The organism is Variovorax sp. SRS16 (assembly GCF_901827165.1).
Classification (GTDB): domain Bacteria; phylum Pseudomonadota; class Gammaproteobacteria; order Burkholderiales; family Burkholderiaceae_C; genus Variovorax.
Map to the genome: position 1 here is coordinate 40,510 of NZ_LR594667.1, position 15,596 is coordinate 56,105.

The following is a 15,596-nucleotide window of genomic DNA, read 5'->3' on the forward strand; positions in this document are numbered from 1 at the left end:
TGGGGTTGGGCCTAAAACGAGTGACAGTCGAATTCTGTCAGTGTTACGAATTATACGAGCACTGTCAGTATCAGTCAAGCGGCTAGTGGTATCGCTCGGACGTGTAGGCACCGCTGCACATAAACGATTCAGCTATACGGTGATGCCGCCTTTAAGCCCCGACACCACCTATGCGCCCCAAGCTCCTTAAAAGTTTCATCGTCGTCCTGCTGTTCTGGTTCCTCTTCTCCACCGTCTGGTGGACCCTGGCCTCGCCAGAGACGAACTACAAGGCCTTGGTCGCCCTGCAGAAGCTCCTGCCCTTCATCAACCTGAAGGTCCCGGCGGAAATCTCCATCATGGGGGCCTGGCGGGTGCAAATCTCGGTGCTCGCATACTGGACCGCTCCCATCCTGTTGGGGTCTGCCATGTTCGGAGCTGTTGGCCTGGGCCTGGTATGGACGCAGGCGGCGCGCCAGAGCAAGGAACGGGCAGAGCGGGAAGCGGGTTCGGGCTCCTTCCGCGAGGTCACTATCACCCGCGGCGAGCTCCCGCTGCCCAAGACCTGGCCGCGCGATGAATTGGACTTGGGCGCCGACGACGACTCGGCGCTGTCGCGCATGACGGAAAAAGAGCGTGTGCTGCTCGGCGACGTCCTCGGGACGCTTTCGGCGCACCCTGACGCATACCCCGGAGAAGGCGTGAGGGTCAGCCTTCTCGAGCACGCCCTCAACCTTGCCTCCAAGGCATTGACCCATCGCCGGTACCCTGGCCTGTCGGCAGTGGTCGCAGCAGCCCACGAGCTCGGGAAAATTGAGGCGTACGTGAAGCGTGGCGATACCTGGACGGCCATCAAGGACCATGACCGCGAGGCCTCCCGCATCCTCGGTACGCTGACCTCGTGGTGGGCCCTGCCGGAAGCTGACCGCAATGCGGTGATGATGGCCGTCAAGTTCCACAGCCGCCCGCGCCAGATTCCTGATGTCAACGGCGACCCTGCCATCTACCGGCAAGCGCGCGAAATCCTGGATGCAGCCGATGGCGCCCAGGCTGAAGCCCTGACCGAGCAGAAGACCCAGACCCTGGAGAAGCTCGAGTTGCCGGACCTCATCCTGGAGGGCTTCCTCCAGGCGCTTCCGCAACTCTCGTTCCAGAGCCGCGGCTTGCCCAAGGGCGTGCAGGCCGTCGCCTGGAAAGTGAAGAACCGCGTCTACATGCTTGAAATCAAGCTGCGCGACACCGTGCTCGCGAAGCTGCCACAGGAAGTGCGCGGCGCACTTGCCCCCAATCCGAAGGAGCGCAGCCGCCTCCAGCCATTCACCCTGGCACTCTTGAAGGCCCTGGACGAAAAGGGTTGGCTCGTGCGCAAGCACGAGAGTACGAAGCTTGAGGTCAAGGAGGCGCTGTGGAACGTCAAGGCAGGCAAGCTGGAGTTCAAGGGCGTCATCATCATCGACGTGCCTGAGGAGTACATGACGCAGCTCCCGAAGGAGGACAGCATGTACGACGTTGCCATCTCCGGGACGCTCTTCACGCCATCGGCTTCTACAAACGCCGCGACCGTCGCAGGGACCGCCATCTCGAAGGGGGACCTGCTGGGCAGCGTGCTCAAGCCAGCTACGCCGAGAGAAAAGCCGCCTGCGCCGCCGGCCGAGGTTTAAACGCCTGTGCCTAGAACTATGAACCTCGCCCCTCTCTACCGATGAAAAAACTTCACCTTGCCGTCGCGGCGCTGCTGGCCACCGCCTCCGGCGTTGCGCTCGCACAGTCCGCACCAAATCCCTTCGCGCGCCCCGTGGAGCCCGCGCAGCCGGCCCCCGTGGTGGAGCAGTCGCAACCGGGAATGCCGCTGGCCACGCCGGGCGTCGTTCAGGCACCCGTACCGGCTGCGCCGGCAATGCCCATCGTGCTTTCCAAACCCACCATTGAAGAAGAAGTGGACGCAAGTCGAGTCGGCACGGTAAACGGCCTGCGCATCTACCGCGGCACCAACACGTACGTGTTCGAGAAGGCCGCTGACAAGGAACTCATCCGCAGAGTCTCCAACCCGGCCGCGCAGGTTGGCGCTCCCGCCGCGACCGTCGGGGCTCCGGTTCCGATGCCCGCGGCGCCCACTCCGCGCGACCTGCCGTCCAGCGTCGGCAAGCCTGCCCCGAAGAAATAAGGAACCCTTGAAAATGAACAAGACCCTGCGACTCGTCGCCGTGGCCGCAGCCGTCATGCTGGCGGGCTGCTCCACCATCACCCCCAAGGATTTTCCTGAGGACCTTCCGAATACCTCGCTGAAGGCGGAGCAGGCCATGTCCATCTCGGAGGGCTGGGACGCGGCACCGGTGGTGAAGGAGGGGAAGGCGTCCATCGTCATCATGACGCCGTTCTCCCTCCCGCCTGAAGTCAAGAACCGCAAGGTGCAGCTGAGCCTCGAGCCGGGTGCAACCGTCAAGGACGTGGTCGCCGTGCTGGGCGAGATGGGCGTTCCCATTCTGATTTCGGATGAACAGGCCGCCGGCAAGAGCTTCTACATGCCGCGCTTCAACGGCACCCTCGGCCAGCTGCTGAGCGCCATCGGTCGCGCAACGGATGTCTGGTTCACCTGGAACGAAGGCGCCGTCCTTGTCTCGAGCACCGAGCGCATCGCCGTGAGCGTCCCCCAGGACAACACCTTCGGTGAGGTGCTGGTCAAAGGCCTGGACGCCATTGGCATCAAGGAGCGTGCGGTTACGTGGCAAGCCGGCATGGCCTCGCTGGACGTCACCCCTTCGCAGTACCGCAAGGTTCGCCACTACCTCGGCCGCATGACGGACAACTCGGCCTTCGTGACGCTGCAGGTGGCGGTGGTGAACGTGACCCTGAACCAGAACGCCAAGCAGGGCGTGGACTGGGAGAAGCTCCAGCTGGCGGCACTGACTGGCGGCAACGTCCAGGATATCCAGGCCTGGCAGAAAGCGCTCAACCTGAACCAGCCCACGACCGGCACCGGCATCAACGGACAAACCGGCACAACCGGGACCAACGGCACGACCGGAGCGACCGGCACGACGGGCACGACGGGCACGACCGGCAACGCCGTCGCCGATGCAGCCAACGCTGTGGGCAGCATCGCAGGCGCAGTGTCCCAGGCAGGCTTCGCTGGCGGCGCTCTGCAAGGCCTCATCTTCACGCAGCGCTTCAACTTCTCCGGGATGTTCAACTTCCTGCAAACGTACGGCAACGCCGAGACCAAGCAGAACGTCCTGCTGAAGACGGTGGCCGGCAACAAGGTCGAGTTCAAGTCGCTCACCCAGATTCCCTACGTGAAGGAAATCGGCGTGACGCAATCGACCGGCGCGAACAACAACACCGCGCTGGGCTCGACGCAGACGGAGAAGGCTGACGACGGCATCACCGTCGAAATGACGCCGACCTATGACTCGGCTGCCAACACGGTGACGGTGGACATGAAGCTTGCCATCAAGGCCGTGATTGCCTTCAACGAGCTGTCCGCGGGCAACCAGCTCGGCAAGCTGACCCAGCCGACGACGGCGGAACGCAGCTTCAACGATATCCTGCGCATGCGCCCCGGCCAGACCGTGGTCGTCGGCGGCCTGGCCTACGACTCTATTTCGAACAGCTTCGGCTCACCCCTGTTCCTGCAGGGCACCAAGGCTGAATCGCAGACCCTGAAGCTGGACCGCCAGAGCATGTTCATCGTCGTGCGCTCGAGCGTGGTTCGCATCGGCCAGCTCGTCGAGGAGTCGGAGCCTGGCATGGAGGACTACCTCGAGCTCGCGCCCGGCAAGGCCAACCCGACCGCCGCCGAGAAGCGCAAGGCCGGCGGCCGCCTGAACGCGGGCAAGGCGGAGTAAGGACGCAGATGAACAACCTCCAAGAATCCCCCGCCCCGAAGCAACCTTCGGAGCCTTCGTTCGATGAGGAGTGGCGCGAGAGCGACTTCCTCCCCACGGGAGAGCAGCCGGTGAGCCAGGCCCTGGAGCCCATCGCAGAGGAGGCGACCGCCCAGGCCGCAGACGCGCTGCCGGTCATGAAGCCGAGGAAGCGCTTCTTCGGCAGCCGCATGAAGTCCGCCGTGAGCGAAGACCCGACCGCCGCGTCCCCGGGCGAGCCAACGACCGTGCTGCGCTCGGCTCCCATTCGAATCCTCATCGGCTACCTGCCGGAGGTCCGCGAGCGTGACGCCCGCGAGTACGCGCTCGGCGTGGCGGAAAAGCACTTCGACCAGCCGGCCATGGCTTTCTACGACGCCTTCAAGCTCGGGGACGGCTACGCCTACGAAGTGCACGAAGGCGGCGACGGCGTCGCCTACCTGCCGCAAATCATCAAGTACTTCGACAGCCTCGGCCCCTATCGCGCGGACGAGCCGGCGAAGGTGACCATCCGCACGGGCACGCGCCTCGTCGAAGTGGAGCGCCAGGCCACGGGACTGTCGGCCATTCTTCTGCCGGAATCGTCCACGAAGGAACCGACCGCCTGGCTGGCGCCGCGCGAGCGCATGTCGCCTGCCCTGAACCAGCGAACTCGTTTTCTGGTGCTGGGCGCCGTGTTCTTCGTGACCGGCTTCTTTGCCCTGGTGGGCTCCATGGTGACGCGATACCAGCCGTACGACGCACCGGTAGCCTCCGCCGTGAGCCGCGTGAACTATGACGACCTGCCAATCTCGCGCTGGCCGCGCCTGCAGTCCTTGCAGCCGAACTCGTACGTTGCAAAGGTGGAGTACGCCGACAAGCGATGGAAGGCGCTTGATATTCGGGACGCCCGGATGACGCAGGCTGCGCCCGTCGGTGCGCCGCCCCCGCCGCAGGTGGCGCCGCCAGCTCCAGACCTTACGCCGCCTCCCGCTCCCCCTACGACTCCCGCCGGGCAATAAGGACCGATACATGTCTCCAGAACAAAAACGCAAGTTCAACACCGCGGCTGGCTCGACGTTCATCGCCATCGGCGTGTTCGCATGGGCGCTGACCTCCTATTTTGCGGTGACCCCGAGCCAGGCACGCCCCGCGCCGACCTATAGCGGAGCAGTCGTCGACCTACAGTCGTGCGCGGGCACTCTACGCAGCCTGGGCTACAGGGATGTCGCCATGAAAGGCGATGACATCATCATCTTCGAAGAACTCTCCGACGCCCCGAAGGAGCAGTTGGAGCGCGCCACGCTGGCAGCCACCGTGTGCAAGCTCGAGATGAAGTCGTTCTGCATGGGAGAGGCCTGTGCGCGCCCTGGGATGAGCTTGACCGTGGCCCGTCCGCAGGCCATGAGAGAAGCGGCAAAGGCGAAGCCTGACGCGGCTGCAGCGGCCGCGAACCCGGGACCCGCGGCCTCCGGGTCGAAGTTGATGCCTCCAAAGGCGTTGCCCAAATCTTAAGACAACGGCCCGCACTAGCGGGCCTTTTCAATCCGATTGGGGCTGTACGCAAATAGGCCTCAACCATATAAAAACTGATATTCGTTTCTTAGTCGACTTTCTATACGGAGTATCAGCAGGCTGCGAGTGACGCATGTGCGTCAACCGACCGGCTGGTGAATTTTCCACTCCATCAAGGATTCGACACCATGTTCTCCCTCATCATCACCATCATCTCCATCGCTCTGGTCGCTGCTCTGGCTCTCGCCACCATCTACTACGGCGGTACCGCCTTTAACAAGGGTGCCGCTGAAGCCAAGGCCTCGCAGTTCATCAACGAAGGCCAGCAGCTGAATGGCGCTTCGCAACTGGCCAAGACCGACGTCGAAGCCGGCACGCTCGTGGCTGCCCCGGCCACCATCGACGACCTAGCACCGGCATACCTGGCGCAAGTCCCCGGCACCTGGGCGTCGGCCGACATGACTCTCGCAACCTCGGTCGTGCCCAGCAAGAAGGTGTGCGACGCCATCAACGTGAAGGCAGGCCTGCCGGAAGCCGGCCCGGCCGACGCAGCCGAAGAAGCAGCCAAGGCCTTCTTCTGCAAGGGCGACGGCGCTGCAACTCCGGTGTACACCATCACCTACAAGCTGTAATCGCATGCGGGGCATGCCCCGCACACGTACAGCGCACAGAAGCGGCCCCTTGGGCCGCTTTCTCGTTTGCGTCCTCCTGACACACCACCTGACGTCCCGGGAACCCTGCAGACTCTCGTCGGTCACTAGCAGGCCAGCTAGGCCGCATTCTCCTATGCATGTCCATAGTGCTGGTCGCGCGGGTCGTTTACCGGCCCGGTAGCGCGCCGGTCGCCGCAGTTCGCGGCCAAGCCCAGCGTTGAGGAAGAACAATACAACTCAGAAGGCCTCTGGCTTATGCCCCCCCGACGTTGCCATGCAAAGGGGTGTTTCAAGCCTTGCGACAGCGGCACGAGCGCAAAGAGAAAGCGGCACGCGATGCGTGCCGCTTTGCAGTTGGTAGCGGAAGTAGGATTCGAACCTACGGTCTCCTGGTAATGAGCCAGGCGAGATGGCCAGCCTTCTCCATTCCGCGGTAAGCTTTGATGGGACTGCGCTTCAGTCGATAGCACAGCAGACAGACTTGGCCTCATAGGCCGTATCGCTGCACTGCGGGACGCCTTCAATCCCGAGCTTTTTGTTGACGGCTGCGCAAGCTTCGCTGGACACCTCGGCACGGAAGGCGTAGTCGGTCGAGAACCTCCACGACTCCTGCGGCCATGCCTTCAGGTACTTGCCGTCTTGAAGCAGTGTGTCCTTGATTTGCTGCTCATCGCCGGTGGGCATCTGGCCATCGTTGTGAAGCTTGTAGAGTTCGAGTGCGCCGACCAATTGGCTGCCCTCTTGAAGGTACCGCGCACTTTGGGCGGCTGCCGAGCTACCTTTGCCCGCATCCTTCAGATAGAGGAGGGTGGCAACGGCAAGCACTGCCACTAGAGCAATGGCTAGGATTGTGACGATGAGCGAGAACATATTGAAGACTCCAAACCTGGTTCGGTTGCTTGTGTTGCTTGAGGGTTGATGCTGCTTGCACGTATAGGAACGCGTTTAGCCGAATACTCCGCCGGAGGCCATAAGCATTGGAAGGATTGCTTGGCCGAACAGAATGCCTCCGGCAATACACATGAAGAGGGCAGCGATGAGGTTCAGCATTGGCACGAACGACGCTAGCCGCTGTGCGTATAGCTCACGATACTGATTTGCTAGCGTGCCCAGTGTTCCGGCCACTTGTTCTCGGTCCGATGCGCTCATTAGGGATGCCTTGTCGGTCGGATGAAATGTGGTCATCACCTGGGGCCAACTGCGCCCCGTTTTTACCGCGGTAGTCGCGTTCATCAGGTCGGTGCGCAAAGCGCCCTTAGGAGCACCTACAGCAGAGAGGCGCAGCGCTTCTTCGGTGCGTACCCCGGACTTCACGAGCAAGCTCAGCCCGTACAGAACTATGAAGTTGTTCTTGGCAAGGATAAGGTCCTTGTAGTACGGAATCTTAAGGATGAAGCGGTCTGCGTGGACGGGACTGATTTGCCGGCCCACGGCTGCAAGCAGAAAGAAGAACAATCCTATGACCATCAGCACGGCCATGATGCAGCCGACCACAAAGGCCGTGGTGTTGATGAAGTCGATGTTCACGGAATCACCCGCGGCCTTGATTAGGTCGGACCCCATGATTTTTGGCCCGACGTAGAGCGTACTCACGACCGTGATGACGCCCGCGAAGACGAATGAGAAGATGCCGGTCGCCAGGCCCTTGGCCGCACCCTTCTTGACCTTCACGAGCTCGCGCTCAAACTCGGCAGCGTCGCGCAGCGCGCGCCAGGTCTCGCCTGAGCGAGCGCCAGCCTTGATGAGCGCCACAGTAGCTTCTGGGAAATCTGGTGCGCCGACAGCTTCCATGGCGTCCGAGAGGTCCTTGCCGGCTTCCACCTGGGCAAGCAGGCGGGCAGAGACCTCCTGAATGCGGCCCTTGAACGTATCGCGAAGCAGGGCCAGCGCTGCGGAGGTACCCACGCGCGAACTCAGCATGGCTGCCAGGCGGCTAAAGAAGATTTGGCGGTCAGCGACCGTGAGGCCGCGGCCGAGGTCCATGCCGACCTTCTTCTTGACCGTGACAATGCGACCCATCTTGCCCAGATGGTGCCGCGCCTCCTCGGCCGTACGGGCCTGGAGCTCAACCCGCTTGACTGAGTTGTTCTTGAGCTTTACGCGCCCTTCGAAGACTGGCATTTATGCTTCTCCCTTGTCCAGCTTCTCGAAGAGCATCAGCGCTTCTTCACCGAAAACGCGGATTACTTCCTTGCGGGTCGTGATGCCTTGCTGGCACTTCAGGATGGCATCTTCGAGCATCGTCGGCCATGAGCGCTCGCCGGCGAGCAGCTTCTTCACGTCTTCTTCAGTCGAGAAGTAGGCACTCTCAGAAATCACGGTCCGGCCGCCATACCCACTGTGGTAGCAGGCAGGGCACCCGTCGCCCTTGCAGTGCACGCAGGTAGTCCGAATGAGGCGCTGCACAAGGATGGAGCGCAGCAGGTACAGCAGTTCGTGCTGAGGCACCTCCAGGTCCCGTAGACGCGCGACCACGCCGAAGATGGAGCCCGTGTGCAGGGTGCCCAGCACCAGGTGGCCCGTTTCGCCGGCCTTGATGGCATTCCGGGCGGTTTCCGCGTCCCGGATTTCACCTACCACGATGACGTCCGGGTCAGACCGCATGAAGGCGCGGATACCGCGCGAGAAGTCCAGGCCGAGGGTTTCGTTCTTGTTGACCTGGCCAACGTACGGGATACGGTACTCGACAGGGTCTTCCATGGTGAAGATGGAGCTGCCAAAACGGTCCATCTCGCGGATGGAGGCGTTCAGTGTCGAGGTCTTGCCCGAGCCCGTGGGGCCGGCGATGAGGCACAGGCCGTCCGGGCGGGACACGCCCTTGCGCCATTCCGAAATGCGGGTGACACCCAGGCCGTCCAGCGAAGGCTGCACGCGGTCAGGGTCCAGCAACCGGATGACGATGTACTCGCTGTTGCCGGTCGGGATTGCCGAGACCCGGAGGTCGACCAGCTTCCCGTTGTATTCCATCTGAAAGCCCCCATCCTGCGGGACGCGCCGCTCGGCCAAGTCCATGCGGGAAAGGTCCTTGATTCGCGCAGAGAGGGTGTTGTACTCGTCGAGCGTGCCCTCGTGGGTGTGCGCCCGGCGACCGAGGTACCGGCTGAAGATGGTGTAGGAGTCATACCGCGGCACGATGTGCAAGTCGGAGACGCCGTCAGCGAAGGCGCGCCGCAGAATCTTGTCAACAAGAGAGTCGTCGTCCTGCTCCATGGCGCGCACCTGCTCGAGGTAGGAGTCGACCTTCTCGAAGTCCGCCGCAACGAAGACGAGCTCAGCTTCGGGGTAGTAGGGCTTTATTTCTGCCGCCGCCTGGCGCTCGGACTCGAGAGTAGCCAGGTAGACCTTGCCCGCCGCTTCAGCGACCACCATTGTGCGCGTGCCCATCAGCACGTCGGCCGGGATTCGCGCGGTAAAGAGCGACTCCCCGTGAATCATGTCGGGATTGGTGGCAAGAATCGTCTCGAGGAGCGTGGCTCGCGAAATGAAGCCACCCCGGCACAGGATGAGCCCCAGGCGCTCCTGCGTGATTGCTTGCTCTGCTTTGGCGGCATGCAGAACCTGCTGGGTGATGTACCCCTTCTGAATCAGGTATTCACCGAAGCCGGTTCGTTTCGCGGGTGCTGGGGCAGGGGGCGTGTCGTTCATTGATGATGCGCTCGTATCCATGTGGAGCGTATAAGTCCAGCGTTTAAATCTTTAAACGGGACCGCGTTTAAAACCCAAAGGCTAAAAAGAACACACACCACACTGAATTTGAGGCGCAGCCCCATGGAAAACGTAGAGCTCGACAACCTTGGCATCCTTCGCCAGACCAAGGTTCCGCATGAGCTGGACTGGATGACTGACGACGAGAAGCGCTTCATGCTCGTCCTGTTGGACGCAGGGGAGTTCGGCCTGCTGAAGCGACAGGTGCTGAAGGAGCTGAAAACTCAGCCGGACCTCGCGATGCGCCTGTCTGCCCACGGCCTGGCCGACTGGGGTACCGACCGTCATGGCAAGGAGAGCTTCTTCGCCCTGTCGAACAAGGGGGAGGAGGTCGCCGGGATGCTCCTACGCATTGCTCGCAACGCCAGCCACGCGTCCATTCGTGAGCTCAAAGCGCAGGATGCCGCCGAAGTGCACGCCGGCTAAACCCGTAGGCTAAAGGTTCGAACGACCTCAATCGAACCAGAAGGACTCACCGTGCAAGACAAGACCTGCAACATCGTTGCTCAGTACGTACAGGCGCTGTATGCGACCGCGCACGTTCGCCCCTATGAGAACAAGAGCCAGGTGAGCAACGCCGTCAGTGTCGAGCTCACCTCGGAGGCGCTGGAGCACCCGGGTCACCATCGCGTGGAGTTGTCGGTGACGGTCGAGGCCACCAATGAAGAAGGCGTTCTTTGCTTCGAGGCCGGCGCCGCCCTGGAAGCCATCGTTGCGCACGCAAACCTCACCGACGAAGAGCTCGCTGCCATGCTCGAGCGGCAGATTCCAGGCCTGCTCATCGGAAACATCCGCGCCGCCATCTCCACTGCCACCATGCAGACAGGTTACGGCCCCATCACCCTGCCGCCCCTGTCGGGCGACCAACTGCTGGCGCTTGCCCGCAAGAAAACCGGCGAATGAACGCAATACTCTGGATTTTCGTCGCGCTGGCCTTCGGCTTGATGGCCTTCGTCAGCATTCAGGATAAAGTTCCGGAGGAGCTGGCGTTCCTCAAGAGCGGGGGCGACATCGTAGAGGGTCCGCTCCCGGAGCAGCTCAAGGAAGAGCAGCTCGATGGCTGGACAATTCGCCAGCAAGGCCCCGTGTTGGAGGCTACACGCCGAGCAACGGGCGACATGGTCGTCAACGGAACCTCGTACGACGTTCCCTCGTTCGGCTTGCTCTGCAACGCCGGCGCACCCGATGCCCGCATCGACTCGCGTATGGCTACGACTGGTGTCAAGACGACTCCGGTGGAAGTCGACGGCAAGGCCGCCGAATGGCAGAAGGGGAGCGGCCTGAACATCTTCCCGCCGAATCCGGTCGAGTTCACGCGCTACCTTGCCAGCAAGCCGAGCGTTTCATTGACGCTTTCCTTCCGGGACCTTGGGAAGCAGACCGTGGTGTTCGACACCCACCAGCTGAAGCAACTGCTCCGCGGGTTCCCGGCGTCCTGCCGCTGACTGCGGACCAAGCACGCGCGTCGAAGCGGTTGTTGGAGCGCCTGCTGTGTAACCGCTTTTCTGCCTGCCGCTGACGGCGCACAATCCCACCCGAGGGGGTCTGTATGGGCATTGACGACGTCCGACATTTCTTAGAAGACTGGAGCGGGCCTGCGCAGGGAGTGGAGGCAGTTGTCGCCGTAGTTGTAGTCGCCATCGCGGCCCGCAGGTGGTTTGTGCCCTGGTGGAAGCGCCGAGCCGAGCATGCTGAAGAACTCAAGCGGTCAAGCCGAGAGCAGCTCAAGGCCCGGGCAGCCGAGCTGTTGGCGTTCGACGCAGAGTCATCAGAGGAGTTGCGTCTTGGCAAGCTTGAAGAGGCTATGGAGCTGCTCCGGCGACTCAACGATACGGTAGGTCTGGCAAACGCTTGGGTTGCGGCGGCGGAAGTGCTGTGCGTGCCGGGTTCACCGGTCAGAGACGACGAGCGGTCTATTGAATACGCGCTGAAGGCCGGCGACTACTTCGAGAGTGCGGGTGAAGCCTATCGAGCGGCGCGTGCGTACCGGGTAGCCGCCCGAGGCGTTGAGTGGCGAGACGACAGCACCGCGTCTTTGGTGGAGGCAGCCACGTTGCGCAGCAAGGTGGCGAGACTTTATGAGTCGCTCGACTACGGCGACGCGGCTGAAGAGGAATGGAAAAGGGTGCGGGACCTCTACAGCGTGGCCAGAGAAAAAGATAGAGCAAAAGCCAATCTCATCGGCGAATAGTCCAGCCAGCGCTAGGCAAGCGAAGGGGTCCTCCGCGGTTGGATGCTGTGTTGCTTTCCGCCTTTGTGCAACACGGGGTTGCGGCGCGGCGGTCAATAAAAAGGGGCCGAAGCCCCCTTGCTGATGCCCGGCGAGTCGGTCAGGCATCGAGCGCGCTGGTGGCCTCGTCGTTCGCAGACACGGCGCCCGGCTTCGGCATCACCAGGGCGCGCACCTTGCCTTCGATTTCTGCCAGCAGGGTGGGGTTGTCGCGCAGGAAGTCGCAAGTGTTGTCACGGCCTTGGCCAATCTTCTCGCCCTTGTAGCTGTACCATGCGCCCGACTTCTCCGCCAGCTTGTGGGTCACGGCCAGGTCGAGCACCTCACCGGCCCGTCGCACGCCCTGCCCGAAGAGGATGTCGAACTCTGCAGTCTTGAACGGGGGCGAGACCTTGTTCTTCACGACCTTGACCTTCGTCTCGTTGCCGATGGCCTCGTCACCCTTCTTGATGGTGCCGATGCGGCGGATGTCCAGGCGCACCGAGGCGTAGAACTTCAGTGCATTGCCACCGGTGGTCGTCTCGGGCGAGCCGAACATGACGCCTATCTTCATACGGAGTTGGTTGATGAAGATGACGAGGCAGTTGTTTTGTTTGACCACAGCGGTCAGCTTCCGCAGCGCCTGGCTCATCAGGCGGGCTTGCAGACCGGGCAGGGAGTCACCCATCTCGCCCTCGATTTCAGCCTTGGGCGTCAGCGCGGCTACCGAGTCGACGACGATGATGTCGACTGCGCCGGAGCGGACCAGGGAGTCAACGATTTCCAGGGCTTGTTCGCCGGTGTCCGGCTGGCTGATGAGCAGGTCAGAGAGGTTGACGCCGAGCTTTTGGGCGTACTGCACGTCCAGCGCGTGTTCTGCGTCCACGAAAGCGCACTGCAGGCCCTGTAGCTGGCCTTCGGCGATGGTCTGCAGGGTGAGGGTGGTCTTGCCCGAGCTTTCCGGACCATAAATCTCAACCACGCGGCCGCGGGGCAGGCCGCCGATGCCAAGCGCGATGTCCACACCCAACGAGCCCGTCGACACCACCTCAATAGCCACCGGCGGTGCGTCGTCGGAGAACTTCATGATGCTCCCCTTGCCGAACTGCTTTTCGATGTGTTGGAGGGCGGCGGCGAGGGCTTTTTGCTTGGCTTCGTTCATGGGGGGTGCGTACGGTAGGAAAAATGGAGGAGGGACCCAGTAGGCAGGGCCTTCGGGCAGAGAAGCATTATAGCTCCCAAGCGTTTTAAAGTCCAGCAAAGTTGCGTTTTAGATGAGTCGCCTTGAGGGCGCCGGTGCCGCGTCCCTACACCTTGCAGGACATATTTCTCAAGGAGCAACAAATGCAAGTCATCAACATTCCCGCAGGTAGCCTGGCCGTTCTGTCCGGGCTGCCCGGGGCAGGAAAATCGCACCTGTTGCAAAACAGTCGTTTGCCGCACGGCATCGTGCAGTCGAGTGACGCTCTGCGTCGCGCGTTCGGTGGTGAATCGGTCTTCATCGCGGCCGATGGCCACGTGGTTTCCGAGCCGCTTCAATCGGTAAGCCTCCTTGTGTGGGAGACCATCGAAAAGGTGGTTGAGGAGCGCCTGAAGCAGGGGCTCACGACCATCGTCGACGCCACGCTCGTGGCGGACGAAATCCCCGGAAGCTTCGACCGCGCTCGCTTCGCCAAGATGGCCCAGCAAGCCGGCGTGCCGTTCAAGGTCATCATCGTCGATACTCCGATGGAGCGGGTGCTCGCCCAGAACGCGAGCCGAAGCGCTCGTGTGCCTGAGCGCGCCATCCAAGAGTTCCTCGAAGGTGTCACGGTGCCAGCGCAGGGCAAGGCCCCCGCGTACGTGCTTGGCGGCTATCAGCGCACCTCTCGCTTTCCTCACGAAGTCGTGACGTCCGACGCGGTAGTCCGCGTGGTGGCGCCTCTTCAGCTGGAGGGCGAAAACTGGGACATTGTCGGCGACATTCATGGCCTGCTGCGCGAACTGCGTGCCCTGCTCGAGAAGCTGGGGTACGAGGAGTGCCCAGACGGACTCCATCGCCATCGCGACGGGCGCCGGCTCCTTTTCCTGGGCGACCTGGTCGACCGGGGTCCGGAGAGCATCGAGACGCTGCGTTTCGTGATGCGTATGTGCGCGGCTGGGCTGGCAAAGGTGGTCATGGGTAACCATGACGCAAAGCTCGTCGCGTTCTGGGACACGGCCAAGCAGGAGAAGCTGGACTTCTGGCGCTCCTTCAGCAATGCCCAGACCGGCATGGAGCTGCTGCGCCTGCCTGAGGACGAGGGGGAGCGCATCATCGCGTTCCTGCGCTCGTTGCCGCACTTCGCAATGTACGAGAACGACACCCAGCGGGTGGTGTTCGCCCATGCCGACGCCAAGGCGTTCAATCTGATGCGAACCCCGCGCGACGAAGTGCTTCACGGCGCATCGAACTGGGGCCGATTCGACTCAGACGCGGCCATGCAGCGCTACCTCGACACGTACGACTTCTGCTCTGCCGAGCTGGTGCCGCCAACCAAACGCCAGTACTACATCCGCGGGCACATCCCGGGTACGAGCTGGCAGGTGAAGGTGGTGAGCCTGGACGCACACGCGTTTCAGAACGGCTCGTTGCTCGCAATGCGGCTGGATGACTACCTGAAGGGCAAGAGCTCGGTCGTGCCTCTGCCCACGACGTACGACTTTAATGCAGTGCAAGCTGCCCGGGTTGCACCCTACGTTGGCCTGCAGGAACTGGTGACAAACAAGCTGGCAACAGTGTCGACTGACACCCGCTACGGCTTGCGCCTCTTCAAGTACGCAAAGTCGGTGTTTTACGAGCACCTGTGGGGTACGAACAGTGCACTTCTGCGGGCGCGCGGCCATGTCTACGACGTGGCGGGCAACGTCGTCTCGCAGCCGTTCGACAAGGTTTTCAACTACAAGGAGGAGGGGGCGGGTCTCGACCTGGCGCCCGAGACTCGGGTGCGCGCGGTGGTGAAACTCAACGGATTCCTCGGAGTCGTGAGCCCCCACCCTGTGATGCGGTCCGACCTGCTGGTGCACACGACCGGTAGCTTCGAAAGCGATTTCGTCGGCTACATCAAGGACTTCATTACCGGCCCGGTTCGCGGGAAGATGCTAAAGCTGTTCAGCAAGCGTCCCTTGACGCTGATGTTCGAAGTTCTGCACGAAAAGGACCCACATATCGTTCCCTACGAGAAGGAAGACCACGGCTTGCACCTCATCGGCGCGCGCGAAATCCGACAAGGGTCGTCGCTGCTGACAGAAGGTGAGCTGGACGACCTGGCCGCAGAGCTGGGCTTCCGCCGGCCGGAGCACTTTGAGACGACGTTCGGTGAGCTGCTGAAGCTCAACGCCGCTTGTCACCACGAAGGCCACATGGTGCGGTTGCTCGACGACCAAGAGACGATGGTTTTGAAGCTTAAGGGCCCCGTGTACCTGACTTCAAAATTTCTCGCTCGCATGTCTGACGGCAAATGGAAGCACCTGTTCGCAAATCCCGCTTCCTTCAAGCTGCGAATCGATGAGGAGTTTTACTCTCTCGTCGATACTTTGACGACAAAGTTTTCGCTGGAGGCCATCCTTCAGCGCGACGAGCAAGAGAAGCTCGCGTTAATTCGCGAACTCGTTCTGTAGCATTCTTCCGCGCCGCCCAGTCTGTCTGGGCGGCGCATTTTTCGCGTTGGAGAT

15 protein-coding genes and 1 tRNA gene are annotated in these 15,596 nt (G+C 62.1%); 11 read left to right on the top strand and 5 right to left on the bottom strand.

Annotated features, from left to right (window positions below; genetic code table 11):
* The first annotated feature begins 170 nt into the window (after nt 1-170).
* The 6 genes from E5P2_RS27930 to E5P2_RS27955 all read left to right on the top strand — a co-directional run bounded on the left by E5P2_RS27930 (nt 171) and on the right by E5P2_RS27955 (nt 5,968).
* The gene (locus tag E5P2_RS27930) at nt 171-1,640 is read left to right on the top strand and encodes a hypothetical protein (RefSeq protein WP_068673517.1); all 1,470 of its coding nucleotides are present in this window, start codon (nt 171-173) and stop codon (nt 1,638-1,640) included.
* A 41-nt stretch (nt 1,641-1,681) separates the two neighbouring features.
* The gene (locus tag E5P2_RS27935; RefSeq protein WP_068673515.1) at nt 1,682-2,143 is read left to right on the top strand and encodes a hypothetical protein; all 462 of its coding nucleotides are present in this window, start codon (nt 1,682-1,684) and stop codon (nt 2,141-2,143) included.
* 13 nt (nt 2,144-2,156) lie between these two features.
* Nucleotides 2,157-3,824 (top strand): hypothetical protein, encoded by a 1,668-nt coding sequence (locus tag E5P2_RS27940; RefSeq protein ID WP_068673513.1) that lies wholly within the window; start codon nt 2,157-2,159, stop codon nt 3,822-3,824.
* A gap of 8 nt (nt 3,825-3,832) precedes the next feature.
* Entirely contained in the window at nt 3,833-4,843 is a 1,011-nt protein-coding gene (locus tag E5P2_RS27945) for a hypothetical protein (protein ID WP_068673511.1), read from the top strand.
* Between the two features lie 10 nt (nt 4,844-4,853).
* Nucleotides 4,854-5,336, top strand: coding sequence for a hypothetical protein (locus E5P2_RS27950; RefSeq protein ID WP_068673509.1), 483 nt, complete (start codon nt 4,854-4,856; stop codon nt 5,334-5,336).
* A gap of 188 nt (nt 5,337-5,524) precedes the next feature.
* Nucleotides 5,525-5,968, top strand: a complete 444-nt coding sequence (locus E5P2_RS27955) for a hypothetical protein (protein ID WP_068673507.1) — start codon at nt 5,525-5,527, stop codon at nt 5,966-5,968.
* A gap of 376 nt (nt 5,969-6,344) precedes the next feature.
* On the opposite strand, the gene E5P2_RS27960 is transcribed toward E5P2_RS27955, so the two are convergent.
* The 4 genes from E5P2_RS27960 to E5P2_RS27975 form a co-directional block, all read right to left on the bottom strand.
* A tRNA-Met gene (locus E5P2_RS27960) sits at nt 6,345-6,422 on the bottom strand.
* A 23-nt stretch (nt 6,423-6,445) separates the two neighbouring features.
* Nucleotides 6,446-6,859, bottom strand: coding sequence for a hypothetical protein (locus E5P2_RS27965; protein WP_068673504.1), 414 nt, complete (start codon nt 6,857-6,859; stop codon nt 6,446-6,448).
* 75 nt (nt 6,860-6,934) lie between these two features.
* The gene (locus E5P2_RS27970; RefSeq protein ID WP_068673502.1) at nt 6,935-8,110 is read right to left on the bottom strand and encodes a type II secretion system F family protein; all 1,176 of its coding nucleotides are present in this window, start codon (nt 8,108-8,110) and stop codon (nt 6,935-6,937) included.
* A complete protein-coding gene (locus E5P2_RS27975) occupies nt 8,111-9,634 on the bottom strand; it encodes a GspE/PulE family protein (RefSeq protein ID WP_162570711.1) in 1,524 nt (507 codons plus the stop codon).
* A 123-nt stretch (nt 9,635-9,757) separates the two neighbouring features.
* On the opposite strand from E5P2_RS27975, the gene E5P2_RS27980 reads away from it, so the two are divergent.
* The 4 genes from E5P2_RS27980 (at nt 9,758) to E5P2_RS27995 (ending at nt 11,885) form a co-directional block, all read left to right on the top strand.
* Complete coding sequence (locus E5P2_RS27980; RefSeq protein WP_162570712.1) at nt 9,758-10,120, top strand: hypothetical protein; 363 nt, start codon at nt 9,758-9,760, stop codon at nt 10,118-10,120.
* Nucleotides 10,121-10,171: 51 nt separating this feature from the next.
* Nucleotides 10,172-10,597 (top strand): protein-export chaperone SecB, encoded by a 426-nt coding sequence (locus E5P2_RS27985; protein WP_162570713.1) that lies wholly within the window; start codon nt 10,172-10,174, stop codon nt 10,595-10,597.
* Nucleotides 10,594-11,139 carry a hypothetical protein gene (locus tag E5P2_RS27990; protein WP_162570714.1) on the top strand — a complete coding sequence of 182 codons (546 nt, stop codon included), beginning with the start codon at nt 10,594-10,596 and terminating at the stop codon, nt 11,137-11,139. Before E5P2_RS27985 ends, E5P2_RS27990 begins: the two co-directional genes overlap by 4 nt.
* Before the next feature lie 104 nt (nt 11,140-11,243).
* On the top strand, nt 11,244-11,885 hold the full coding sequence (locus tag E5P2_RS27995) for a hypothetical protein (protein ID WP_162570715.1): 642 nt from the start codon (nt 11,244-11,246) through the stop codon (nt 11,883-11,885).
* 139 nt (nt 11,886-12,024) lie between these two features.
* On the opposite strand, the gene recA is transcribed toward E5P2_RS27995, so the two are convergent.
* Nucleotides 12,025-13,065 (bottom strand): recombinase RecA, encoded by a 1,041-nt coding sequence (recA, locus tag E5P2_RS28000; RefSeq protein WP_068673491.1) that lies wholly within the window; start codon nt 13,063-13,065, stop codon nt 12,025-12,027.
* 182 nt (nt 13,066-13,247) lie between these two features.
* On the opposite strand from recA, the gene E5P2_RS28005 reads away from it, so the two are divergent.
* Nucleotides 13,248-15,542: an AAA family ATPase gene (locus tag E5P2_RS28005; protein ID WP_162570716.1), complete on the top strand. Its 2,295-nt coding sequence runs from the start codon at nt 13,248-13,250 to the stop codon at nt 15,540-15,542.
* Nucleotides 15,543-15,596 lie beyond the last annotated feature (54 nt).